This is a genomic window from Aeromonas sp. SE22 (assembly GCF_038739755.1).
GTDB lineage: Bacteria > Pseudomonadota > Gammaproteobacteria > Enterobacterales > Aeromonadaceae > Aeromonas > Aeromonas jandaei.
The window spans coordinates 31496-54664 of the sequence record NZ_JBCGFD010000003.1 but is presented as its reverse complement, the minus strand read 5'-3'; the positions used below and the strand labels follow the sequence as shown (position 1 = coordinate 54664).

At 55.9% G+C, this 23169-nt stretch carries 23 protein-coding genes; 2 read left to right on the top strand and 21 right to left on the bottom strand.

Features of this window, described 5'->3' with window-relative positions; all coding sequences use genetic code 11:
- Window positions 1-7 precede the first annotated feature (7 nt).
- The 15 genes from fliP to AAHA39_RS07160 all read right to left on the bottom strand — a co-directional run bounded on the left by fliP (window position 8) and on the right by AAHA39_RS07160 (window position 14667).
- Entirely contained in the window at window positions 8-769 is a 762-nt protein-coding gene (fliP, locus tag AAHA39_RS07230; protein ID WP_041208916.1) for a flagellar type III secretion system pore protein FliP, read from the bottom strand.
- A complete protein-coding gene (gene fliO, locus AAHA39_RS07225) occupies window positions 756-1139 on the bottom strand; it encodes a flagellar biosynthetic protein FliO (RefSeq protein ID WP_320656774.1) in 384 nt (127 codons plus the stop codon). The genes fliP and fliO overlap by 14 nt, the downstream gene beginning before the upstream one ends.
- The gene (gene fliN / locus AAHA39_RS07220) at window positions 1136-1528 is read right to left on the bottom strand and encodes a flagellar motor switch protein FliN (protein WP_005298791.1); all 393 of its coding nucleotides are present in this window, start codon (window positions 1526-1528) and stop codon (window positions 1136-1138) included. The genes fliO and fliN overlap by 4 nt, the downstream gene beginning before the upstream one ends.
- A 50-nt stretch (window positions 1529-1578) precedes the next feature.
- Complete coding sequence (gene fliM, locus AAHA39_RS07215; protein WP_320656773.1) at window positions 1579-2649, bottom strand: flagellar motor switch protein FliM; 1071 nt, start codon at window positions 2647-2649, stop codon at window positions 1579-1581.
- Between the two features lie 7 nt (window positions 2650-2656).
- Window positions 2657-3172: a flagellar basal body-associated protein FliL gene (fliL, locus tag AAHA39_RS07210; RefSeq protein WP_182925953.1), complete on the bottom strand. Its 516-nt coding sequence runs from the start codon at window positions 3170-3172 to the stop codon at window positions 2657-2659.
- Between the two features lie 57 nt (window positions 3173-3229).
- A complete protein-coding gene (locus AAHA39_RS07205; RefSeq protein ID WP_407707138.1) occupies window positions 3230-5113 on the bottom strand; it encodes a flagellar hook-length control protein FliK in 1884 nt (627 codons plus the stop codon).
- Window positions 5114-5180: 67 nt separating this feature from the next.
- A complete protein-coding gene (fliJ, locus tag AAHA39_RS07200; protein ID WP_033114462.1) occupies window positions 5181-5621 on the bottom strand; it encodes a flagellar export protein FliJ in 441 nt (146 codons plus the stop codon).
- A gap of 27 nt (window positions 5622-5648) precedes the next feature.
- A complete protein-coding gene (gene fliI, locus AAHA39_RS07195) occupies window positions 5649-6980 on the bottom strand; it encodes a flagellar protein export ATPase FliI (RefSeq protein WP_042031567.1) in 1332 nt (443 codons plus the stop codon).
- A gap of 52 nt (window positions 6981-7032) precedes the next feature.
- The gene (gene fliH, locus AAHA39_RS07190) at window positions 7033-7851 is read right to left on the bottom strand and encodes a flagellar assembly protein FliH (RefSeq protein WP_320656771.1); all 819 of its coding nucleotides are present in this window, start codon (window positions 7849-7851) and stop codon (window positions 7033-7035) included.
- A 69-nt stretch (window positions 7852-7920) separates the two neighbouring features.
- On the bottom strand, window positions 7921-8982 hold the full coding sequence (gene fliG / locus AAHA39_RS07185) for a flagellar motor switch protein FliG (protein WP_033114465.1): 1062 nt from the start codon (window positions 8980-8982) through the stop codon (window positions 7921-7923).
- Window positions 8975-10678 (bottom strand): flagellar basal-body MS-ring/collar protein FliF, encoded by a 1704-nt coding sequence (gene fliF / locus AAHA39_RS07180; protein WP_033114466.1) that lies wholly within the window; start codon window positions 10676-10678, stop codon window positions 8975-8977. Before fliF ends, fliG begins: the two co-directional genes overlap by 8 nt.
- A 62-nt stretch (window positions 10679-10740) precedes the next feature.
- Window positions 10741-11058 carry a flagellar hook-basal body complex protein FliE gene (gene fliE / locus AAHA39_RS07175; RefSeq protein ID WP_041208924.1) on the bottom strand — a complete coding sequence of 106 codons (318 nt, stop codon included), beginning with the start codon at window positions 11056-11058 and terminating at the stop codon, window positions 10741-10743.
- A 165-nt stretch (window positions 11059-11223) separates the two neighbouring features.
- Entirely contained in the window at window positions 11224-12000 is a 777-nt protein-coding gene (gene befA, locus AAHA39_RS07170) for a beta cell expansion factor BefA (protein WP_320656770.1), read from the bottom strand.
- A 210-nt stretch (window positions 12001-12210) separates the two neighbouring features.
- Entirely contained in the window at window positions 12211-13650 is a 1440-nt protein-coding gene (pyk, locus tag AAHA39_RS07165; protein WP_033114470.1) for a pyruvate kinase, read from the bottom strand.
- Window positions 13651-13812: 162 nt separating this feature from the next.
- Window positions 13813-14667 (bottom strand): MurR/RpiR family transcriptional regulator, encoded by an 855-nt coding sequence (locus tag AAHA39_RS07160; protein WP_005334759.1) that lies wholly within the window; start codon window positions 14665-14667, stop codon window positions 13813-13815.
- A gap of 296 nt (window positions 14668-14963) precedes the next feature.
- Between AAHA39_RS07160 and glk the strand changes: the two genes are divergently transcribed.
- Window positions 14964-15980: a glucokinase gene (gene glk / locus AAHA39_RS07155; protein WP_139395083.1), complete on the top strand. Its 1017-nt coding sequence runs from the start codon at window positions 14964-14966 to the stop codon at window positions 15978-15980.
- Window positions 15981-16176: 196 nt separating this feature from the next.
- Here glk and AAHA39_RS07150 read toward each other — a convergent pair whose 3' ends face one another.
- Window positions 16177-16677 carry an SRPBCC family protein gene (locus AAHA39_RS07150; RefSeq protein WP_041208927.1) on the bottom strand — a complete coding sequence of 167 codons (501 nt, stop codon included), beginning with the start codon at window positions 16675-16677 and terminating at the stop codon, window positions 16177-16179.
- Between the two features lie 158 nt (window positions 16678-16835).
- Here AAHA39_RS07150 and AAHA39_RS07145 point away from each other — a divergent pair, with 158 nt between their 5' ends.
- Complete coding sequence (locus tag AAHA39_RS07145; RefSeq protein WP_082035469.1) at window positions 16836-17252, top strand: GNAT family N-acetyltransferase; 417 nt, start codon at window positions 16836-16838, stop codon at window positions 17250-17252.
- Here AAHA39_RS07145 and AAHA39_RS07140 read toward each other — a convergent pair.
- The 5 genes from AAHA39_RS07140 to AAHA39_RS07120 form a co-directional block, all read right to left on the bottom strand.
- Complete coding sequence (locus AAHA39_RS07140) at window positions 17249-17746, bottom strand: hypothetical protein (protein ID WP_185226727.1); 498 nt, start codon at window positions 17744-17746, stop codon at window positions 17249-17251. The genes AAHA39_RS07145 and AAHA39_RS07140 overlap by 4 nt on opposite strands.
- 10 nt (window positions 17747-17756) lie before the next feature.
- Window positions 17757-18557 carry a winged helix-turn-helix domain-containing protein gene (locus AAHA39_RS07135; protein ID WP_320656769.1) on the bottom strand — a complete coding sequence of 267 codons (801 nt, stop codon included), beginning with the start codon at window positions 18555-18557 and terminating at the stop codon, window positions 17757-17759.
- A gap of 258 nt (window positions 18558-18815) precedes the next feature.
- Window positions 18816-20342, bottom strand: a complete 1527-nt coding sequence (locus AAHA39_RS07130; protein WP_320656768.1) for a methyl-accepting chemotaxis protein — start codon at window positions 20340-20342, stop codon at window positions 18816-18818.
- A gap of 40 nt (window positions 20343-20382) precedes the next feature.
- The gene (locus tag AAHA39_RS07125; protein ID WP_042031631.1) at window positions 20383-21114 is read right to left on the bottom strand and encodes a substrate-binding periplasmic protein; all 732 of its coding nucleotides are present in this window, start codon (window positions 21112-21114) and stop codon (window positions 20383-20385) included.
- A 533-nt stretch (window positions 21115-21647) separates the two neighbouring features.
- Window positions 21648-22886 carry a uracil-xanthine permease family protein gene (locus AAHA39_RS07120; RefSeq protein WP_320656767.1) on the bottom strand — a complete coding sequence of 413 codons (1239 nt, stop codon included), beginning with the start codon at window positions 22884-22886 and terminating at the stop codon, window positions 21648-21650.
- Window positions 22887-23169: the final 283 nt, after the last annotated feature.

Below are 23169 nucleotides of genomic sequence, written 5' to 3'. Positions count from 1 at the left end.
GCCCGGCTTAACCGGTACCCAGTCCGAAACTGTTGGCCAGAGAACCTAGGATCAGGTTCCAGCCATCCACCATGACAAACAGCATCAGCTTGAATGGCAATGAAACAATCATTGGCGAGAGCATCATCATACCCATCGCCATCAAGATACTGGCTACCACCAGGTCGATAACCAGAAACGGCAGAAACAGCATGAAACCAATCTGGAAAGCAGTTTTCAACTCACTGGTTACAAAAGCCGGGATCAACACCCGCAGCGGCACATCGGCAGGTTTCTCCACCTGTACGTTGGCGATCTCCATAAAGGTATTGAGATCCTTGATGCGAGTTTGCGCCAGCATGAACTGATGGATAGGTAATTCGGCCCGCTCCAGCGCCTCTTTGGCCTGAATAGTCTCTGCCAGATAGGGCTGCAACGCTTCATTGTTGATACGATCGAGTACCGGCGACATGATGAAAAACGACATGAAGAGGGCAATACCGATTAGCACCTGGTTGGAGGGGCTCTGCTGCAATCCGATCGCCTGTCGCAAAATTCCCAGCACTATGATGATGCGGGTAAACGACGTCATCATGATCACCATGGATGGCAAAAACGAGAGCGCCGTCATCAACGCCAGAACCTGCAGGGTCAGGCTGTACTCCTGACTACCATCAGCCATGGTTTTGACGGTCACAGCCGACATGGCATCCTGTGCCACGGCCAGTGAGGAGAAGAGCAGCGGGGTCAGCAGGCTGATCGACAGCCAGATCCAGTTAGCTTTTTTCATGCTTACCCATCAATTTGCCAAGCTGCTGGGAAAAAACCTGAGGCTGATTTTCATCGAGCGGTTCTTCCAGGCGATAGAGGAAGTTGACCTGCTGTGGCGTCACCCCGACCAGCAACTGCTGTTCACCCACCTTGACCACCAGCAACTTCTCTTTGTAGCCCACCGGCAGGCTGGCTATCACCCTCATCTGGCCGCCTCCCATGGCGGTGGTAATCTTGCTCTTCTTGAGCAGAAAGCCCAGAACCAGAATAAGACCGATCACCATCAGGCTGGAGAGCAACCAAGAGCTCAGGCTGGGGGCATTGACTGCCGCCCCGACATCAGCCAGTGCTGGCAAGGGCAGCAGTAGTAACTGCAGCATTCGCATCATTTGAGTTTCTTGATCCGCTCAATTTGGCTGATGACATCGGTCAGACGGATACCGAACTTGTCGTTGACCACTACAACCTCGCCGTGGGCGATCAGGGTGCCGTTGACCAGCACATCCAGCGGCTCACCGGCCACCCGATCCAGCTCCACGACGGAACCCTGGTTCAGTTGCAGCAGATTGCGGATGCTGATCTGGCTGCGGCCCACTTCCATGGCGATGGTGACAGGAATATCCAGAATGGTATCGAGCTTGCGGCGCTCCTCGGCACTGATGGGAGCGTCATCTTTCAACTCTTCCAGCGGGGCTGGCTTGGCTTCCGCCGTCACCTGCTCTTCCAGGGCGGCAGCCCATGCGTCCGCCATCAGATCCTCTTCCTCAGTTCCGCTCATCTTGCTTCCTTATCGCTACTTCATGACCGTTTATCGCAATAAACCGTCGATTATCTCTGTTGATCCTCGATGCTGCGCTCCAGCTCTTCCAGCTCGGCCTCGCCATCGATACGTACACCGCCCCGGGTCACCAGATGCATCTCGGTCTTGACCCCTTCCGGGCGCTTGAGTTTGTCGGTGATTTTGAGCGCCACATTGTCCTTGGTCCGCCCCATCTTGGCATGGAAAGTGGGCAAGTCCTCCACGAACACCAGCAGGTTCTCCGGCATATCTACCGGGATGATGTCGCCGGGTTGCAGCTCCATCAGCTCGCGCAGGGTGAGCTCGGTCTCCAGCAGTTTGGCCCGCAGCTCGACCTTGACGTCCATGATTTCGTCACGCAATGCCTTGCTCCAGCGCACATCGGTATCACCCTTGTCACTCTGTACACCGGCATCCAGCAGTTCGCGGATGGGCTCCAGCATGGAGTAAGGCATGGCCACATGGAAGTCACCACCACCACCATCCAGTTCAATGTGGAACGAGCTGACCACGATCACCTCAGTCGGGCTGACAATGTTGGCCATCGCGGGGTTCACTTCGGAGTCGAGATACTCGAAGCCCACATCCATCACCGGAGCCCAGGCATCCTTGTAATCTTCAAACACCAGCTTGAGCAGCATCTGGATGATGCGTCGCTCGGTGGGGGTAAATTCGCGCCCTTCAATTTTGGCGTGGTAGCGCCCGTCGCCACCAAAAAAGTTCTCCACCAGGATGAAGACCAGCCGAGCCTCCATGGTAATTAGCGCAGTCCCTTTCAAAGGGCGGAAACGCACCATGTTGAGACTGGTTGGCACAAACAGGGTATGAACATACTCGCCAAACTTGAGCATCTGTACGCCGTTGATGGATACCTCGGCAGTACGGCGCATCATGTTGAACAGGCTGATCCGCATGTGGCGGGCAAAACGCTCGTTCACCAGCTCCAGCGTCGGCATGCGGCCACGGACGATGCGGTCCTGGGAGGAGAAGTCAAACTGGGCTACGCCGGGATCCCCCGCCGAGCCTATCTCCTCCTCTTCGACATCATCGACACCGTGCAAGAGGGCATCAATTTCGTCCTGACTTAACAGATCGCTCACGCTTCACCTACTGCATTACAAAGCCGGTAAACAGCACTTGTTCGATAACGGGGGAAGAGACCAGATCCTTGAGCACCCGACGACACTCTTCCAGTGAATCCTTGCGCAGCTTCTCCTTGCCTTCGAAGGTCATCAGCTGTTCGGCCGTTGCTGCGCTGAACACCCGCAGCAAGGTGCCTTCAATCAGGGGGATATTCTGCTTGGCCAGCGTCTCATCGGCGGCACCGCGCACCTGCAGCTGGATCTTGATCTGCACCAGACGATCTCGCTGCACGCCAGCTACGTTGAAGACAAAGGGACGCGGCATCGATACATAAAGTGAAGGCTGGGGCGCCTCCTCCTTGGGTTTGGCCTCTTTCCCTTCGGCAGCTTCGGCAGCCGGTTTCTCCGAGCCGGAGAGCATCAGAAAGGCGCCAGCACCGCCACCACCCAGCAGGATAACGGCAAGGGCGATGATGATGATCAGCTTCTTTTTCTTGCCCGCGGCCGGGTCTTTCAGGGTTAATTCGTTATCGTCTGCCATCCCTTGTCCACCCTCATATCAAACTTGTTCGATATCATAAACTTACTCGGGATTGCATCAAGCATAGAAATCAATTCCGGAACCGTTTGTCGATTCCACCAGCACATTGAGGGTAGATGTAGTCACATCTCCCGTCTCCTGCCCTCTGCCGGAGCCTGACTGACCACCACTCTGCCCCTGCTGACCCTGACCGCCAGAGGTTGCCTGACCTTGCTGTTGCTGCTGTTGGGACTGATGCTGCACCTGGGTTTGACCAAGCTGGATCCCCTGCCCAGCCAGCATGTCACGCAGACGCGGCATCGCCTGCTCCAGCATCTCACGAGTCTGCCCATGTTGTACCACGAAATGGACGCTGGCCTGACTGGAAGCATCGATCTGGATCTGGATTTTCATCTTGCCAAGGCCGATGGGGTCGAGCTGGATCTCAGCCTGCTGCAGCTTGTCCGCCAGCATCAGGTTGACCTTCTGGTGCAACTCGGCAGGGGCTTCCTGGCCAGCCAGCTTGAGGTGAGGCAAATTCTGCGGCTCGCGGCGCTGTGCGCCCTCGGCGGCTGACGGGGTACGATTTTCGGCAACCTGCACCTGCGGCTGGCTGTTCTGGCTATGTTGCACCGACTGACTCTGGCTGCTTTCGCTAGCCGCCTCGGTCACCACCACACTTTGGTTGGCACTATCCACTTTGGGTTTTACATCGAGTTGGGCTGATTTGCGAAGCGGAGTCGCTCCAGCCGCCTCCATCTGCTGAATGCCTGCGGAGATAGTCGACAAGGGGGCCTGTGGCCCTTGCGATTCAACCTGTGCCAACACCTGCTGTGGCGCAACCATCACGGGTTCCGCGCTGGCAGTAGCAGGTGGCTGAGCGCTCTGGGTAGTGACAGAGACGGGAGCAGTTGCTGCGCCTTCGCGAGCACTCTGGGCTGTCGGCGCCGGATTGCTATCTGCCGTTGTCTGCTGCCCGGCACTCTTGCCATCCCCTTGTGCGCCACCTTGTGACCCATTCTGAGCCGTACCATCAGCTTGCTTGAGCCCTTCGTGGAAGGTCTTGAGCGCCTCGCTCTGCCCCTGAGCCGGGGTCGTCTGTGCAGCTTGTCCCTTGTTAAGCGGCACAGCACTATCCATTTCACTGTCGGGCCCGACTTGCGAACCGGAAGCCGTTTCCGGCTTGGTAACCGGGACAGACTCGCCAGTTGGCATCAGTTTGGCCAACTGGGCAACACGTTCGGCTCCGGAGAGAGGTTTATCCCCCTTGGCGGCAGGTACTGGTTCCCCCTGCCCCTTGAGTTCAGTTTCTCCCTTGAGTGTGCTGGCGCTCTGCCCTTCGCCGGTATTCTCAACTACCTCTTCTTCAACTACAACCTGAGAGGATTCACTATTCTGAGCGGTGGACACAGCTTGTGCGGACGCCGCAGCAAGCTTCTCCAGCATGGTTCCAGCGGCTACCGAGGACGGCAGCGCCGACTTGTCAGTCGCGCTCGGTTTGACGTCATCACCAGCCTCAAGCGCATGCGGCTCACCCTCTTGCGGCAACAGATTGCCGTCAGCAGGAGGTGTGGCAACGACGGCAGGCGTTACCAAAGAGGTGTCGAGTTTGAGGGAGTCTTGCAGACGCAGCAGAAAATCGTTAGGAGGCAGCTCGTCCCCCTTCTTCTCGGCATCTTCTTTGATGCTGCTATCGCTCTCGGTCGCCAAAGATTTGGCTGATCGGTCGCTGCTGCCGGATTTGTTGACGGCACTCTCTGCTGCTCCCTTCTCTGCGGACCCTTTCTCTGCGGGCCCCTTATCCTTGCTTTGCGCCTTTGCAATCAGAGAGGCGAAGTCACCCTTGCTGTCGAGGGCTCCGGCGCTATCCATATTTGCAGTTTCGGTTGTACCGTTCAGGGCGGCTTTGTCCAACCCGTTCGTCTGAGCCGAAGGCGCTTGTGTCAACACTGTCTGCATCATGATGGAGTCCCTGAATTATGGAGGTTCCCTGCGGGATGACCTCCGGCCATGTTCAGTTCAAAGCAAGTTACAGGCCAGATTGATGGAAGCGCCGCAAGATAGCGTACTCATCCAGCATCTTCTGCTCCTGGCGCTGAGCCTTCTGCTGTTCGCGACTTGCCTGTTTTTCCAGCAGCAACTCCACCGCCTTGCGCCGCTGCTGGGCTGCCAGCCACTCTTCGCGGCGCTGCTCCAGCGCCTGCCGCACCTGCAACACCCCTTCGTACTGCTGGGTTGCCGCCTGCTCGAGCTTGTTGATAAAGGCGTGATACTGGGCGTTCTGCTGCGGAGAGATCCCCTGCAAGCCGCGATCGGTCCACTGCTGGTGATAGATCTGGCGATACTGGTTGAGGGCATTTTGCTGCTCCATAAACAGCTTGAGATCCTGCTGGGCCTTCGCCAGCGCGAGCGCACACTGCTGCTCCGCCTCCACCAGCCGTTCCGACAACAATATCAACCCTTTACTCATGGATCTGCTCCACCATCCAGCGACTCATCAACGCATCAGTGGCATCGCCACCATCTGCAAGGCCTGCAGGCCATCGTCATAAGGGATAACCTCGCGCATCCCCTGCTGCAAGAACTGATCCAGATAGGGTTTCTGGATGATGGCGCGGTCGATGCGGGGATCAGAACCCTGGCTGTAGGCACCTATGGTGATGAGGTCCCGGTTCTGCTGATAGAGGGAGTAGAACTGCTTGAGGGTACGCGCCAGATCCATGTGTTCCGGCGACGTCACCATGGGCATGACCCGGCTGATGGACTTCTCGATGTCGATGGCGGGATAGTGGCCCGCATCGGCCAGCTCGCGTGACAGCACGATGTGGCCATCGAGGATCGCCCGCGCAGCGTCGGCGATGGGATCCTGCAGATCGTCCCCCTCGGTCAATACGGTGAAAAAAGCTGTGATGGATCCCTGCCCATCGCTGCCGTTACCGGCCCGCTCAACCAGCGCCGGCAATTTGGCAAACACCGAGGGCGGATAACCCTTGGTAGCCGGCGGCTCGCCCACGGCCAGCGCAATCTCGCGCTGGGCCTGGGCATAACGGGTAAGAGAATCCATCAAGAGCAGCACGTTGAGTCCCTGATCGCGGAAATACTCGGCGATGGCCAGCGCGGTTTCGCACCCCTTGAGACGCATCAGCGGCGAAGCATCGGCGGGAGCAGCCACCACCACGGAGCGGGCACGTCCCTCCTCGCCCAGGATATCCTCGATGAACTCCTTCACCTCGCGGCCCCGTTCGCCGATAAGCCCGACCACAACCACATCGGCTACCGAGCCGCGGGTCATCATGCCGAGCAGCACGGATTTACCGACACCGGAGCCGGCAAACAGCCCCATCCGTTGGCCCTGACCGACGGTTAGCACCGCATTAATGGCACGAACCCCGACATCCATCGGCTGATGAATGGGGCGACGCGCAAGCGGATTGATGCGGTGCTGGGCAAACTGCACCGTCTGGGAGGAGAGAATGGGACCGAGACCATCCAGCGGCTGACCGATACCGTCGATCACCCGGCCGAGAAGATTCATGCCGACCGGAATACCATGCTCTTCGGTGATGGGCACCACCCGGGCACCGGGAATGACCCCCTTGAGCTGCTCGCTCGGCATCAGATAGAGGCGATCGCCAGAGAAGCCGACCACTTCAGCCTCCAGCGTCCCATCAAGGGTATCGATGCGGCAGAGCGCACCGATAGCGGCGCGGCAACCTATGGCTTCGAGGGTCAGCCCCACCACCCGGGTCAATTTGCCGGCAACCGGTGGTTTGGGGGCGCTATCGCGCACCTTGTACCCTTGCAACCGGTTCAGTAGCGAGCCGCTCATCTGGCCTCCTGATCTAGAAAACTGTCAACCGGACAGCAGTGTCCAGCGTTGATTACGGGTGCGGATCCGGCAAGGAGTTATTGGGTGTCGCATTGTCTCGCAAGAAGTTGCGTAGCAGCTGGTCAATGCGTCCGGAAAGGGTCAGGTCGATACTGGAGAGCTCGGTCGCCAGTTGCAGATCGCCGGGAGAGAGGGTGGGATCGCTCTGCAGCCGCCACTGGCGCTTGACACACTCCTCGGCACCGAACGCCTGTTCGACCCGGGCAATATCGTCGGGATGCAGCATCAGCGTCACTCCCTGTTCGGCGGCAGGCAGCAGGGCAATCCCCTGCTTGAGCGCCTCCAGCAAAATACGGGGAGAGGTTTCGGCCTCATGGCGGATGAGGGCACGCGCCAGTTGCAACACCAGCGAGAGCAGCTGCTGCTCCACTGCCTGATCCAGCTCGTTGAGAGGATTGGCCAACCGAGCTACCAGAGCTTGCCAGTGAGCAATTTCCTGCTCCACCAGCTCGCGCCCCATGGCCAGCCCCTCTTCGCGCCCCTGCTCGAGACCGGCGGAATGGCCCTGTTGCAACCCTTCCAGCTTGCCCTCTTCCAGCCCCTTGGCAAAACCGGCCTCACGCCCTTCAGCCATCCCCTCTTCCCAAGCAGCCTGGCGGATCGCCTCCAGCTCCTCGGCGGTGATGGAGGGGGTTGGCTCCTGTTCGGGTTCCGGCTCGACGACCTCTTCTTCCTGCTGATACCAGTCGGGGGCCAGGCCGAGAGCGTTGGTCTCGACCTCGGCCTCGACCTCCATCTCGGGCCAACCCCAGGTTTCGATCCGGGCATCGTCCCCGTCAGGCCGCACATAGCCACGCAGTTTGTTGTTCATGGATTAGCGCAGCTCCTCGCCACCGCCGGATACAGTCCCGGCGCAACCGTAGAGTTTCTGGCCCATGGCTTAGAGGAACTCCTCGCCACCACCGGCACCCAGCATGATCTCGCCGGCATCCGCCAGACGACGGGCAATGGAGAGGATCTCCTTCTGGGCGGCTTCCACTTCGGAAACCCGGATCGGCCCCATGGCCTCCAGATCGTCTGCCAGCATCTCGGCGGCACGCTTGGACATGTTCTTGAAGATCTTCTCGCGCATCTGATCGTCCGAGCCCTTGAGGGCCCGTTGCAGCAGATCGCCCGGCACTTCCCGCAGCATGGTCTGGATGCCGCGGTCGTCCACATCGATAAGGTTCTCGAACACGAACATCAAATCCTGGATCTGCTGGCTCATCTCCTCGTCCGACTCGCGGATGGAGTCCATCAGCTGGCCTTCGATGTTGGTGTCGAGGTAGTTCATGATGTTGGCCGCAGCCTTCAGGCCGCCCATCTTGGCTGCCTGGGCACCCGCCGCACCGGCGAACTGTTTCTCCATGATGTCGTTCAGCTCTTGCAGCGCCGCCGGTTGTACCTCTTCCAGGTTGGCGATACGCATCACCAGATCGAGGCGCACCTGCTCGGGGAACTGGCTCAGGATCTCGGCTGACTGCTCCGGCTCCAGATAGGAGAGCACGATGGTCTGGATCTGCGGGTGTTCGTTCTGGATGATGCTGGCCACCTGACGGGCATCCATCCATTTGAGCGAATCGAGGCCGCGGGCACCGGAACCCAGAATGATCTGATCCACCAGGTTGCTCGCCTTGTCTTCGCCAAGAGCGGCCACCAGCGCTTTGCGCACGAAATCTTCGCTGCCGATACCGATGTTGGTGTACTTCTGGATATCGTCGATGAATTGACGGTGTACCGCCGCTACCCGGTCGTGACTGAAATCCGACATCGAGGCCATCGACATACCGAGCCGCTGCACCTGCTTGGGCTCGAGATGACGGAAGATCTGGGCCGCATCTTCTTCATTTAGGCTCAGCATCAGTACTGCCGCCATCTCCATCCCGGACATCTGCTCCAGAAGCTGGCGCTGACTGTCGGTGATGTCGTTGCCAGTTACCTGGCTCTTATTCTCTTCAGGCATCTTTGGTTACCCACTCTTTAATGACCTGAGCGGCCAGATCCGGCTCGTTCGCCACCAGGGCACGCACGGCCTTGAGCAAATCCTCATCCCGGTGCAGATCAGGCAGCTTGAGCTGACCATCGCGCAATCCGAACACAGGCTCTGCTTCGGCCTGAGCCGCCAGCAGACTCAACTCGTCGTCACCACCCAGCACAGTGTGGTTGTCGAAATCCAATTCGCCTTCCGGCTTGGCATCCGGATAGAGCAGCCGCTTGAGCATGGGGCGAACCACGGTCACGATCAAGACGATAATAACCAGCACGGAGGCCGCGATGCGCACCGCACGCCAGAACCAGGGCTCATCATAGACAGGGGTGGCCGCCACGGCTTCAAGCTCGGGACGGTTGAACGGGATGGCAACCACTTCCAGAGTATCGCCACGGGTCACATCAAAACCCAGGCCACCGCTCAACAGACGACGCAGGGTATCGAGCTCAGCCTGGCTGCGTGCCTCGCGAGTCACCTTGCCATCAGCGGCAGTCATCGACTTGTAATCGACCGCCACGGAGACGGTCATGCGGCGGATCCCCCCCATCTGGCGACGGGTATGGCTGACGGTGGTATCCAGCTCGAAGTTGCGGGTGGCCTCTTTGCGTGAACGGCCATTGGCAGCGGAGCCACTCTCGCCGGCAGTCGCCTGCTCGGGAATAGTGGATGCTGCTGGCGGCTGGTTGCTGAGCGCCCCCGGCACACCGCCATTGCTGCTGCCGGAGCTGTTCTCTTCCAGCGTCATTTCGGAACGCACCGCCGGCAGATCCGGGTTGTAGGTTTTACGGGTCTGCTCCTGCTGGGAGAAGTCGAGGGAGAGATCCACTTCCGCCGTATAGTTGTCAGCCCCCAGTACCGGGATCAGAATGGCGTCAATTTTTTGTTTGTATTCGAGCTCCTGCTTCTGCTGCATCGCGAACTCTTTGCGCGTCTGGGCAGCGAGAGGATCTTGCGAGCCGGAGTTGAGCAGGCGGCCATTTTGGTCGGTAACGGTGACACGAGTCGGTTCGAGGCCGTGGACTGCCGAGGCAACCATATCGACGATGGAGTCCACCTCGCCCTGACCAAGAGCAGCCCCTTTCAGATTGACGACCACGGTCGCACTGGGTTTACGTTCGTTGCGGGCAAAGACGTTGTCTTTCGGGATGGCCAGCAGCACTTGGGCCTTGGCTACATTCTGGAACTGCTCGATAGCGCTGGCCAGCTGGCGCTCGCGGCTCAGCTTGAGGCGCTCCGCCTCCATCCGCTGGCTCACACCGAAGCTGGAGTCCTTGAGCAGGATATCTTCGCCGTCACTGCTGGCGTCGGTCACATTGGCCAGACCGGCACGGGTCAGCGCCAGCTTGATATTGGGGTAGTTCTCGGCACTGACCAGCACGCTCTTGCCATCCACCTCGTAGGGGATCTTCTGCTGATCGAGGAAGTCGAGGGTTTTGACCAACTCCTGGGTGGTGTAGGTGCCGAGGGGACGCATGTCCGGCTCCTTGCCCCAGAGCAGGATAAACACGGCAATGGCCAGACAGATGGCAAGTCCCAGGATCAGGGTGATCTGGCGCAGAACATCGGTATTGGACAGAAAGCCCAGTGCCGAACTCTTCTGCTCATTCTCATCGAGGGCGGCAGTACCCTCATCGTTTAGCAGCAGATCGCCGTTTTGGTCAGTAGCCACGATTTATGTCCTTATTGCTGACATGTTCATGATGCCCGGTCGTCATGGTTCGTTGAAATCCTTTATACCGGCATGTTCATGATGGTCTTGTAGGCATCGACCATCTTGTTGCGTACCTGTACCGTGGCCTCGAATGCGATGGAGGATTTCTGCCCGGCAATCATCACTTCGGCCAGATCCACTGACTTGTCACCCATATCGAAGCGGGTGCGCAGATCGTTGGCGGCGCCTTGCAATTCGTTGACGTTGCCCAATGCCTGTTGCAGCAGCAGGCCAAAGTCGGAGCTGACCTGACGGCCCGGCTGTGCCAGCGGGGTTGCACCGGCCTCAACCTTGAGTGCCTGCATCTCTTGCATCAGGCTGCTTGCACTAATTTCCATTTTTCCATCCCCAGACAAATCATTGACGCTGACAGCCAACAAGCAATTATGATGCCAAACAACAGATACACGTCTGGACAAGGGTTGCAGCGAGGGGAAAGCACTGCAACCCGATGAAGGGATAACGCCAGAGCGAAGAGAGGGTGAACCCTTTCTGAGGCGACCTTATTGGGTCAGATCCTTATCGATCCAGTATTTGGATCCGGAGATATTGGCATCGAGCAGCAGCCCCTTCTCGCCAATCTGATAGATGGCCATGCCGCCGTTGTATTTGGCGGTCAGTTCAGCGCTCTCCTTGCCGGCCACCACGCCCACTTCGGAGGTGGCCTCCCAACCCTGGGTCACGAAGGCATCGAATCTGGCCTTGTCTTCAAACAGGATCACCTGCTGATAAAACTTGCCACCGATCCCGGCCGCAAGACCCGCACCAAACATCTTCATGTAGGTGTGTTTGCCGGTTTTCCGATTAACAGCCACACCAGCCCCCTGATTGGTGTGAAGCATCAGGGAGAACTTGCGCGAGTCGAAGACGGCGTAACCATAAGCCTTGTCAAACAACAACTTGGCTGAGGGTTGTTCATTGAAGAGATGTATCAGCGCAGTATCAGACATGGTGTTGAGCGCAATCCTTGCCTCTTGTGCCGTCTTGGGGTTGACCATTTCCGTGAGTTTTTTGTCGGCGACAACCAACCACTCCTTACCGGCCGCTATGCTCTTGTCAGTCCAGACACCGGCGGTATTGAACGCCTCCTCACCCCAGGTAGAAATAGAGGCCCAGCTCTTTTTGGAGAAGTCGCTGACATCCTGCCACACCTCCTTGCCGGTTTCGCTCAACGCACTTCCGAGATCGGATGCCGCTGCCTTGAGCTTTGCCCAGTCGGCATAACAGGGGGAGATAGCCAGACTCACGGCCAGACCCAGCAACCACTTGTGATTCTTCATCCTTTTGCTCCCATAGGCTTCGGCTTCATGGCATTCACCTATCCGCGCGGGTCAGGGCAAACACCTTGGATAATCTTGCGCATTATCGGGATGGGCTCCGCCATAAGCAATCTTCGAGTCCATGCCCATAAGTAAGATATGTGCCAAACCGACATAAAAAAGGCTGCCCACCAAAGGTGGGCAGCCTTGATAGTCAGCAAGTCAAACCGCTTATTCGACCATCATCACCTTGCAGGTGTTGGTACTGCCGACGGTCTCCATCTTATCACCGTGGGTCAGCAACACCATGTCACCGCTCTGCAGCAGACCTTTGGCTTTCAGGACATCCAGCGCATCGCGGCACACTTCATAGACCGGCTTGGTCTCGTCACCGTCAAACAGCACAGGGGTGACGCCGCGGTAGAGGTTGGTCCAGGCCAGGGTCTTGTTGTGCGGAGACATGGCAAAGATCGGCAAACCGGAGCTGATTCGGGACATCAGCAGCGGAGTGGTACCGGATTCGGTCAGCGCCACAATCGCCTTGACCCCTTCCAGATGGTTGGCTGCATACATGGTCGACATGGCTACCGCTTCTTCGACAGAAGTGAAGGTGTAGTTCATGCGGTGGTTGGAGACGTTCAGGCTCGGATGCTTTTCGGCACCGACACAGACGCTGGCCATGGAGGTCACGGTCTCGATGGGGAACTGACCGGCAGCGGTCTCGGCAGAGAGCATCACGGCATCGGTACCATCCAGCACGGCGTTGGCCACGTCCATCACTTCGGCACGGGTCGGCAGCGGCGCATTGATCATCGACTCCATCATTTGAGTCGCGGTGATCACCACCCGGTTCAGACGACGGGAGAAGCGGATCAGCTTCTTCTGTACGCCAACCAGCTCGGGGTCACCGATCTCGACACCCAGATCGCCACGGGCAACCATGACGGCGTCGGAACCGAGGATGATGTCCTCCATCGCTTCGTCAGTGGCGACAGTTTCGGCGCGCTCAACCTTGGCCACGATCTTGGCATTGGAACCGGCTTCGCGGGCCAGCTCGCGGGCGTAGCGCAGGTCATCGCCACAACGGGGGAAGGAGACCGCCAGATAGTCCACGTTCATACGGGCGGCAGTCTTGATATCTTCCTTGTCCTTCTCGGTCAGCGCCGGCGCGGAGAGGCCGCCCCCTTTCTTGTTGATGCCCTTGTTATTGGAGAGCGGGCCAGCCACAGTGACAGTGGTCAGAATACGGGTGCCTTCGACGCTCTCTACTTTCAGCTGCACACGGCCATCATCCAGCAACAGGATATCGCCAGGCACAACATCGTTTGGCAGGCTCTTGTAGTCGATACCAACCTGCTCCTGACAACCTTCCCCTTTGCCAAGGGCCGCATCCAGCACGAATTTGTCACCGATAGCCAGATAGATCTTGCCGTCTTTGAAAGTGGAAACGCGGATTTTCGGCCCCTGCAGGTCACCCATGATGGCAACGTGACGGCCCAGCTTGGCAGCAATTTCACGCACCTGATTGGCGCGCAGGATGTGATCTTCAGGAGTGCCGTGAGAGAAGTTCATCCGCACCATGTCGGCACCGGCGCGGATGATCCCTTCGAGGATCCCTTCGCGGTCGGTAGCAGGACCGAGTGTGGTTACAATCTTTGTACGTCTAGGCATGAAAGACTCCGATATGAAGTTGATACGAGTTGAGATTCTGCCCCATCAAGCCGATAGCTCGATGCACCCGTTTGCAAGCCCTCTGGGTGGCTTTTGTTACTAAATTACAATACTACACCAAGGCGGGTGGCATAGACAGTCGGGGGCAAAGCCCCCGACCATTCAGGAAGAGTGCGGGGTTTCGAAGCGGGATTCGCGCAGTCCCTCTTTAACCTTCTTCAGGTTTTCGCGAAATTTCATTCCCCGGCGCAGGGTAAAACCGGTTGCCAGTACATCAACCAACGCCAGCTGGGCGATGCGGGATGCCATCGGCATATAGACGTCGGTATCTTCCGGCACATCCATGGAGAGCACCAGATTGCACTCACGTGCCAGCGGGGAGTCCTTGGCGGTCATGCCGATAACGGTGGCGTCGTTTTCACGAGCCAGCGCGGCTATTTCCACCAGCGCCTTGGTACGGCCAGTGTGAGAGATGAGAACAACCACGTCCCCTTCGCTGCTGTTGATGCAACTCATGCGCATCATGACGATGTCGTCGAAGCTCACTACCGGAATGTTGAAGCGGAAAAACTTGTTCTGAGCATCGCGGGCCACTGCGGAGGAGGCGCCAAGGCCAAAGAAACTGATCTTCTTGGACTGGGTCAGAATATCGACACAACGATTGATGGCGGAAATATCCAGACTGTTTTTGGCTGCATCGAGGCAAGCCATGGTGGATTCGAAGATCTTGGCGGTATAGGTATCCGGACCATCTTCCGCTTCCACATGACGATTCACATAAGGGGTGCCATTGGCCAAGCTCTGGGCCAGATGCAGTTTGAAATCAGGGAATCCTTTGGTGTCAAGGCGACGGCAAAAGCGGTTGACGGTCGGCTCGCTGACATCGGCCATCTTGGCCAGGGCGGCGATACTGGAGTGAATAGCCGTCTGTGGGGATGCCAAAATCACTTCGGCGACCTTGCGCTCTGATTTACTGAAACTTTCCAAGTTGTTTGTAATTTTATCAAGGGTATTCATCATCACCACCAGGCATTTTGTAATTTAGCTTCAGTGTCTTTGCACTCAATTTACGGCTAAGCAGGTTTCCAATCAACCTGATGACTATACAAGACAAGCGGTTAACGCAACTAACACCCACAATACAAAGTATGACTCATCTCTAATTATTTCGTTCTTTTCGTTACAAAATGTCACTGCCGATTGAAACCGCTTACAAATGTTGCAAAGCAACAACACTGTGAGCGGGCGCACGTTTGTGCGTCTCCAACAGACGACCATCGCTTTGGCTCGGTTAGAATTGGCGGAAAATAATAATGTCAGGGCGCCACTGGTCGTCCACACCTTGTAACGAAGGAGTTGTTATGCAGCATACCCATGCACTGGTCGGCGATGTCGGCGGAACCAATGCTCGCCTGGCTTTGTGCGAACTGGCCACCGGCGCAATCTCTCAAGCCAAGACTTACTCAGGTCTGGAGCACCCATCTCTGGAAGCGGTCGTCCGCCTTTATCTGGAAGAGCACAAGGCTCAAGTCAATGAAGCCTGTATCGCGATTGCCTGTCCCATCAACGGTGACTGGGTCGCTATGACCAACCACAGTTGGGAATTTTCCATCAGCGAGATGCAGGCCAACCTTGGCCTTGGCCGTCTGCAGGTGATCAACGACTTCACCGCCGTCTCCATGGCAGTACCGGTACTGGCTGAGGAAGAGCGAATCCAACTGGGTGGTGCAACCCCCGTTGCCGGAAAACCTATTGCTATTTATGGTGCTGGCACCGGACTTGGTGTGGCACATCTGGTGAAAGCAGGCGAGCAGTGGCTCAGCCTGCCGGGTGAAGGCGGTCATGTCGATTTTGCAGCCAACAATGAAGAAGAAGATGCCGTTTTGCAGGTGATGCGCGGCGAACTCGGCCATGTCTCGGCCGAACGCTTTCTCTCTGGTCCGGGCCTGGTCAATCTCTATCGCGGGCTGGTCAAATCAGACGGGCGTGAACCTGAAGCACTTGAACCCAAAGCGATCACCGAACGGGCATTGGCCGGATCCTGCCTCGATTGCCGCCGTACCCTGAGCCTCTTCTGCGTGTTGATGGGTCGCTTTGCCGGTAACCTGGCCCTCAATATGGGCACGTTCGGCGGCGTCTATATCGCCGGCGGCATAGTGCCGCGTTTCAAGGAATTCTTTATCAACTCGGGTTTTCGAGTGGCGTTTGAAGACAAAGGCCGCTTCAAATCCTATCTCAAGGAGATCCCGGTTTTCCTCATCACCCATGAGGGCCCGGGACTGCTTGGCGCTGGCGCCTACTTGCGTCAATCAATGGGGATGGCCATCTGAACCAAGGCGGGAATGGGGCTGAATGATCCATGGTTCAGCCTCAATTCAGTGATCCGGACATATAGTGTCGGCACGTAACCAAGAGAGCTGGAATTCACAAGGAGTGGAAACCACTTTCATCCACTGGATACGTTTGTCACCTGACAAGCCTGAACTGTTTCAACCGGCCTTCTGGCCGGTTTTTTTTATCTGCAAATTACTGCGCCAGCGACTTCAACTGCGCTTTGTCAGGCGGATTGCTCCAGTCAATAGGGCCGTGAGTAAAGCGGTACTGCAGCCGTGGTAAGCTGGTCTCCAGCCACTCTTCCCGGAAATAGGCATAGCCCTGATCCCAGTCTGGATCATTGGCCCAACCGGTTTGCAGGAAATAGAGACGGGTACCCTGCCCTTCCGGTACAAAGCGCAGACAAACCTGAGTCTTTTGCTGGCGGATGTGCGGGAAAGAGGGAGGGAAATTCCAGCTGAAACTGAGCAGGTCATAGGGCATCACAGCCATCACCCGGCATCCTTCACTTCCCCGCTCCCCAAGCGGAGCATCCGGTCTGAAGTAGATTTCGAACGGGCCATTCGGTTCTGCCACCATCAAACACTCGGGCGCCAGAAAACTGCGCAGGCCACTCTCTGTTGTCCAGGCATGCCAGACATCGTCTATATGAGCCGGAACAAAGATGTTGCCTTCAATCTGTTTATTGTCCATAAATCAGCGAGCCTCAAGCCATCCATACAGGGGACTTCGGCAGTATAGCCCCATGCTAATGACAATAGACAGAGCTTAATCACGTCCTTGTCATTTACTTCTGAACAACAAAAACCAGGGCACATAAGATGTGCCACGGCCTGACCAGGGAGGTCACAATGATCCGCGTAATGGAACAAAAAGATATTCCCCAACTAGCCCAGCTCTTCCTGAAAAGTCGCAGAGACACGTTTCATTGGGTTGAACCAGCCAGGTTCCAGCTTGATGATTTTGAGCAGCAAACAGCAGGAGAGGAAATATGGATTGCCGAACACGGAGGAAATATCTGTGGCTTTATTGCAATCTGGAAACCCGATAATTTTGTCCACCATCTTTATGTTTCGACAGACTGGCATGGCCACGGGATTGGACGAGCCCTGCTTGAACAGGGCCTTGCTACTGGCCCAGGATCACTAAAAGTCGCCACTCGCAATACTGCTGCCGTTGCTTTTTATCACCGGCTTGGCTGGATAGAGACCGAAGAGAGAGGTCACTGCGATCTTACCGGCCCCTGGTGCACACTAATCAAGGCTTAACCTTCACTCTGCCCTTTGGTTGGCAATAGCGGTGCTGGAGGAAAGAACCAGCGGTAGAGATCAAACCAGCCATCACGCTGCGCAATCACAACCTCGTGTACCGGATCTCGCTGAAAAATCGCCACCTTGTTTTCCGTCAACGGCACCCAAGCATAGTTAACCAATGCGTACTGGGACTGGATGAGATTGTATTCGTTCAGATAAGAGTCGTCCTTGCCAGACTCGTGGAGCTGTACCCTGCTGTCGATGAGATATACCAGCTGGTCAAACAACGTCAGTTGAAATCCGGTTATCCGCCATTTCTCCTTGGTGGACTCCTCCTCCTCAATCACGGTGATCTTGCCCCAACGACATACCCCATGATAATTGACGCCATTCGCAGACATTCGAAGTTCGTAATGACATCCCAGGCTATTGATGAACATCCCCGCGACAAAAAGCAGTACCAAGGACAGCGGTAGAAACATCAAGGCATTTTTCAACGTTCGTTTCATCAGCCATCCCTTAAGGCGTTTGTTCTAACTCTTGGTAGGAAAAAATACGCACCTGATGGCCCGAGATCAGAACCAGAGAATCAGGCTTGGTGACAGGCACTTCGCTTTTGGCTTCCATCCGGCAAACAAGTCCCGAAGTGCCCTCGCCACAGCTAACGTGGAGCCATTCAAAATGCAAATAACTGGCAACACACAGCAATAACAAGAGCAGTGCCAGATTTATATAGGTCAAGGCTTTTGCCAACACAGGCCGACCCAGTCGATGCAGCAATGCAAACTTGATACGTTGCATGAGAGATGTTGCCTTGGCTGGTGTGAGGGCAACTACCTTATCACCTGATGAAGAGGCCGTGTCAGGAGACGTAAGATGGGAGGATGCAGCAATTATCTCATCCGATACAGGATATGCGTCAGTGACCACATTTTCGGGTTCCTGATAGCCATATCCCGCGATGACCTTGCAGTTCAGGTGCAAGGAATAACCCTTTTTAGGCGTACTTTTTATATCGAGGATCTGGGGAGTCAGGGCGAAGTGGCGACGGATATTGGCAATGGCTACGTTCAATGAATTGGGGCTGATAGGACGCCCTTGCCAACCAATATCCAGAAGTAAATCCTTGTCACACACTTCATCGGGATGATCCAGTAAATAGCAGAAGATGAGAGACTCCGCCGATGAAAACCGAGCTGTCTTGCTGGTTTGTGCAGCATCTGAATCCGTACCAAAAACAAGCTCCCGCCTTTTAACATCAAAAACATAATCACCGAAATGGTAGGTTGATATGTTATTGCCTGTCGCAACGCCCGTCATATCAACCCCTTGCTATTTTCTTCATCGTCAAGCAAACCGGAATCCACATCCAGATAGAATCAAACAGCTCCGAAAACGGCCTGCCATCGCGGGAAATTCTAATGGGTAAGGATCTGCTTCACAATAGGAGCGAGAGAAGTGTACGACGGGAAAATCAGGGCAGTATCTATTTGTATCATCTTTCAAAGGTTCCCCCGGCCAGACCGGGGGAACAGGCGGGATGAATCCGTTGTTAGGTATGTCATAAAGAGAACCGTTTCAGACCCTAAACTGCTTCAACAATGTGTCCAGCTGGGCTGATAACTGACGCAGATCGCTGCTCGCTTCGGCAACCTGGGCAACTCTTCCAGCATTTTCACTATTGAGTGTCGCAATCCGGTTGACGCTGTGGCTCACCGCCTCGGCAACCGAGTGCTGCTCCTCCGAAGCCTGCGCAATATACATGTTCATCTCGCGGATCAGGCTGACCTGATTCTTTATCTTCTCAACCGACATCTGCACATCAGCAGCTTCAGCGCCAGCCTGTGACGCTCTATCCTGACTCTGTTGCATCCCGGCACCCACATTCTGGGTAGCCTGTTGCAAACGCTTAATGCTAGCGCTGATCTCTTCCGTTGACTGGCGAGTACGCCCGGACAGCGTCCTCACCTCATCGGCTACAACGGCAAAACCTCGCCCTTGGTCTCCGGCTCTCGCAGCCTCGATAGCTGCATTCAGCGCCAGAAGATTGGTTTGTTCGGCAATGCCGTTGATCACTTCGATAATATTGCCGATGCTGTTGCTCTCGGTAGACAAAGAACGCATCAGTGTCGCAACCCGTTCCACTTCACCCACCAGCTGTCTGATCGCCTCATTGGCATGACCTGCCAGACTATATCCCTGCTCTACATAAAGATTGGCCTCATCGGTCGCCGTAGAGGTTTTCACTGCATTACCTGCTACTTCCTGCACTGCCTGGCTCATCTCGGTGATAGCCGTTGCAACCTGATCAAGTTCGGATTGCTGAGCATCGCTACCACTGCGGGTATCAGCAGACAAATTGTCACACCGCTCTGCCGTTTGCAGAACCCCGACCGACAACTCGTTAATCTCCGCCACCATCTCCTGCAGCTTGGCAATAAAGTGGTTGATGTTGATAGCAAGCGTCCCCATCTCATCATGACGGTTGATTTTCAAACGCTGGGTCAGGTCACCATCTCCTTGGGCTAAATCGAACACGGCTTGATTCATCTGGTTGAGCGGTCGCAGCACATTGCGATGCATCAGAACCATCAGCAAGGCGATGATGCAGATATCAAGCACCACAATCTGCCAAACAGTAGTAATCAGTTGCTGCCGCAGGTGTGCCTGAATAGCGGCATCACTGGTATGCACCAACAAGCGAGCTACCGTCGTCTTCTGGCCGCTGTCGTCATAAACCAGATCATGACCACTATATGTGCTGATATCGGCGGGGATTGTACTGATCGGTGCAATCGACCCCGCCTCATCACGAGAAAAACCGGCTACCGGCTTGTCCTTGCTGACCACCAGCAAGGCACTCAGCATGTCGGCAGCCAGCTCGGACTTGAGCGATGCCTCGATAAATGAAGATTCGTAGTTCCACAAAGGACCGGGCAAAGAGAGCTGCAGCCGGCTGATGGCCTGGTCCACCAGCTGCGCTTGTTTGCTGTAGCTCTCCGCCCTGGAGGCACTGTAATTGTACCCCCCAAACAACACCAACAGCAGACTCACCGACAGGGAGGTCAGCACGGCGATCCTGAATTTCAGACTTTTCCAATCCATGGCTTCCTCCCGGTATTAACGGCAGCCCGAGCAGTAAGACTTACTGGTACTTGGCGTTGATCTTCTCGATGGTGCCATCTGCTTTCATGGCTGCCAGGATTTCATTCAACTTTTTAATAAGTTCATCAGGGGTATCTTTGTTGAACGCCAAACTCATCTGGGTTTCCTTGAACACGAACACCGGTTTGGGATTGGCTGCCTTCTCCTTGTTCGCCAGATAGGGAGCCAGATACTGACCTGTTGCCCACAGGTCGATACGCCCGGCCTCCAGTTTTTTCACGTTTGCCGTATCGTTGGCGGCCAGCTGCAACTTGGAAAAACCCTGTGCTTTCAGATACTCGGCAGCAGCATCACCGTTATAGCCACCGACCGAATACTGTTTGGCATCGTCCAGCGACTTGATCGAAATATTGGCAGTGGAGCTGGAGAAGAAGACCCAGTTATTGTTGACCAAGGGGCCAACCCATTTGAACAGAGTTTCACGTTCCGGCGTGCGAGTCGTGGAATAGAGCGCGGTGTTGGGGGTGCTGAGGGTATCTTCATAAGCCCGTTTCCAGGGCATCAGGGTAATCTTGTATTCAACTCCCGCGCGCTTGAACAGCTCTTCAACAACCTCGGTAGAGAGGCCTACAATCTTGCCCCCTTCCCCTTGCATGTTGAACGGTGGGTAATCCTCAGTCATCACGTTTAGCGGTGCAGCCTGTGCCGCTCCCAACGCCAGCACGGAAGAGACTGAAAACAGGGCACCTTTCCACAACAATTGATAGTTCATTGCGACCTCGCTTTGCTTGCCATTCATCCCTAAACCCCCGCCGTCATCAATGGCTGGGCTGTATGACCCGAACTCGGGCCGTGCCGGTTTCCACGGCTCGCTACCCGCGAATCAGATACGCAGCAGCAAACAGATTCGAATGGTGTTAGCAAGCCACCATTTGGAGCAATGTGGCTCGAACAAAATCTGTGGCCAAATGGCAATGAAAGAGATAGAGGCAGGTAACCGTGGATGAGTTACAACGTGAAATGCATCCAACCTTGATGTGATATACGAAGGCACCTTGGTGATGTGCCAACACGTGATCAGGAAAGAATGAGTGAGAACACCAACATCCATTTTCTCGTCCCTGCTCAAGACTACCTTAGAGCCAAACCTGTCCTTTAGCTAAGGCCACGAAGAGAGATCCGTCAAATAGGTGTGGCGACATAAAGTCGCTGGCGAGGCAATCCTTGATCCATGACAAAAATGAGAAAGCATAAAGCCACCGTGAGGTGGCTTTATGCTTATCCGCTTGAGACGTCTGGCAAAAATCAATCCTTGGCGGAGTCCATAACCCCCTCTTCGGAGTAGGCCGGCAGGATCAGGTTGAGCAGGATGGCGGCAACAGAAGCCAGACCAACACCAGCCAAAGCGAAGTCACCGATCTTCATCTCCAGCGCACCGACACCCACGGTCAGGGTTACAGCCACGATGGCGATATTGCGCGACAAGCCCAGATCCACTTTGGATTCAACCAGCGTCTTGAGACCGATGGCAGCGATGGATCCGAACAGCAGCAACATGATACCGCCCATCACCGGCATCGGGATGGAGGTGAGCAGCGCATTGAACTTGCCAAAGAAGGCCAGAATGATGGCGAATACCGCAGCCCAGGTCATGGTAACCGGATTGAAGTTGCGGGTGATCATCACAGCGCCGGTTACTTCTGCATAGGTAGTGACGGGAGGACCACCGATCAGGCCAGCGAAGCAGACACCGATACCGTCACCGGCCAGAGTACGGTGCAGACCCGGATTTTTGGTGTAGTCCTGACCAGTCACACCACCAATGGCGAGCACGCCACCGATATGCTCGATACAGGGAGCAATCGCCACCGGCAGCATGAACAGCGCTGCGGCCCAGTTGACCTCAGGGGTTTCAAAGTGAGGCAACGCCAGCCAAGGGGTGTTGATCAGACCCTCGAAGTTAACCTGTCCCATCAGTACGGCAGAGACATAACCGGCAATCACGCCACACAGGATGGGGATCAGCTTGATCCACCCCTTGCAGAACACGGCAGCAATCAGGGTCACCGCCAGCGAAATACCGGCCAGCGTCAGCGCGGTTGATGCGGGAACAACCTGCTCGCCACCGGCACGCCCCATCGCCATGTTGCAGGCTACCTGAGCCACGGAGAGACCAATCACCATGATCACCGGGCCAATCACCACCGGCGGCAGCAATTTATGGACAAATCCCATCCCTTTCGCCCGTATCAGCGCAGCCAGAATGAAATACATGAAACCGGCAGCAAACAGACCGAACATGGTGGACGGCAAGCCCCAGGTCTGGGTGGCATAGATGATGGGAGCAATGAAAGCGAAGCTGGAGCCCAGAAAAATGGGCACTTGGCGGCGGGTACAGAGCTGGAACAACAGAGTGCCCACACCGGCGCCAAGCAGGGCCATGGAGGGGTTCAGTCCGGTGAGCAGGGGCACCAGAACCATGGCACCGAAGGCAACAAACAAGATCTGCAGCCCGGCGACACTTTGCTTGACTAGGGAAAACATGGATGTCCTTAATTTTTTGATAACTGACAGGGATATTTGACACTTTTCAGTTATCGAAAGACGCTTTCAAGGTAAAAAGTGAGCATCTTGGCATCACAAATTACGTTTTACTGCTTGGGGAGGGCATGAAACAGGCTTTTTAGGCGGGATTCGTTGCTACAAGCATCGAGTATGCGATTTTACGTACTTTTGTGACAAACGCCAATCGTTTTTCCATCATGTTTGCTTTACAGGTCTCCGCTCAAGGTATCCCCGCACCGCTCTATACTTGACCACATGGTTC

What these genes read in the sequence shown, in the direction of transcription:
- fliP (WP_041208916.1), bottom strand. Translation starts at nt 769, where the DNA reads ATGAAAAAAGCTAACTGGATCTGGCTGTCGATCAGCCTGCTGACCCCG.
- fliO (WP_320656774.1), bottom strand. Translation starts at nt 1,139, where the DNA reads ATGATGCGAATGCTGCAGTTACTACTGCTGCCCTTGCCAGCACTGGCT.
- fliN (WP_005298791.1), bottom strand. Translation starts at nt 1,528, where the DNA reads ATGAGCGGAACTGAGGAAGAGGATCTGATGGCGGACGCATGGGCTGCC.
- fliL (WP_182925953.1), bottom strand. Translation starts at nt 3,172, where the DNA reads ATGGCAGACGATAACGAATTAACCCTGAAAGACCCGGCCGCGGGCAAG.
- AAHA39_RS07205 (WP_407707138.1), bottom strand. Translation starts at nt 5,113, where the DNA reads ATGATGCAGACAGTGTTGACACAAGCGCCTTCGGCTCAGACGAACGGG.
- fliJ (WP_033114462.1), bottom strand. Translation starts at nt 5,621, where the DNA reads ATGAGTAAAGGGTTGATATTGTTGTCGGAACGGCTGGTGGAGGCGGAG.
- fliI (WP_042031567.1), bottom strand. Translation starts at nt 6,980, where the DNA reads ATGAGCGGCTCGCTACTGAACCGGTTGCAAGGGTACAAGGTGCGCGAT.
- fliH (WP_320656771.1), bottom strand. Translation starts at nt 7,851, where the DNA reads ATGAACAACAAACTGCGTGGCTATGTGCGGCCTGACGGGGACGATGCC.
- fliG (WP_033114465.1), bottom strand. Translation starts at nt 8,982, where the DNA reads ATGCCTGAAGAGAATAAGAGCCAGGTAACTGGCAACGACATCACCGAC.
- fliE (WP_041208924.1), bottom strand. Translation starts at nt 11,058, where the DNA reads ATGGAAATTAGTGCAAGCAGCCTGATGCAAGAGATGCAGGCACTCAAG.
- befA (WP_320656770.1), bottom strand. Translation starts at nt 12,000, where the DNA reads ATGAAGAATCACAAGTGGTTGCTGGGTCTGGCCGTGAGTCTGGCTATC.
- pyk (WP_033114470.1), bottom strand. Translation starts at nt 13,650, where the DNA reads ATGCCTAGACGTACAAAGATTGTAACCACACTCGGTCCTGCTACCGAC.
- AAHA39_RS07160 (WP_005334759.1), bottom strand. Translation starts at nt 14,667, where the DNA reads ATGAATACCCTTGATAAAATTACAAACAACTTGGAAAGTTTCAGTAAA.
- glk (WP_139395083.1), top strand. Translation starts at nt 14,964, where the DNA reads ATGTCAGGGCGCCACTGGTCGTCCACACCTTGTAACGAAGGAGTTGTT.
- AAHA39_RS07150 (WP_041208927.1), bottom strand. Translation starts at nt 16,677, where the DNA reads ATGGACAATAAACAGATTGAAGGCAACATCTTTGTTCCGGCTCATATA.
- AAHA39_RS07145 (WP_082035469.1), top strand. Translation starts at nt 16,836, where the DNA reads ATGATCCGCGTAATGGAACAAAAAGATATTCCCCAACTAGCCCAGCTC.
- AAHA39_RS07140 (WP_185226727.1), bottom strand. Translation starts at nt 17,746, where the DNA reads ATGAAACGAACGTTGAAAAATGCCTTGATGTTTCTACCGCTGTCCTTG.
- AAHA39_RS07135 (WP_320656769.1), bottom strand. Translation starts at nt 18,557, where the DNA reads ATGACGGGCGTTGCGACAGGCAATAACATATCAACCTACCATTTCGGT.
- AAHA39_RS07130 (WP_320656768.1), bottom strand. Translation starts at nt 20,342, where the DNA reads ATGGATTGGAAAAGTCTGAAATTCAGGATCGCCGTGCTGACCTCCCTG.
- AAHA39_RS07125 (WP_042031631.1), bottom strand. Translation starts at nt 21,114, where the DNA reads ATGAACTATCAATTGTTGTGGAAAGGTGCCCTGTTTTCAGTCTCTTCC.
- AAHA39_RS07120 (WP_320656767.1), bottom strand. Translation starts at nt 22,886, where the DNA reads ATGTTTTCCCTAGTCAAGCAAAGTGTCGCCGGGCTGCAGATCTTGTTT.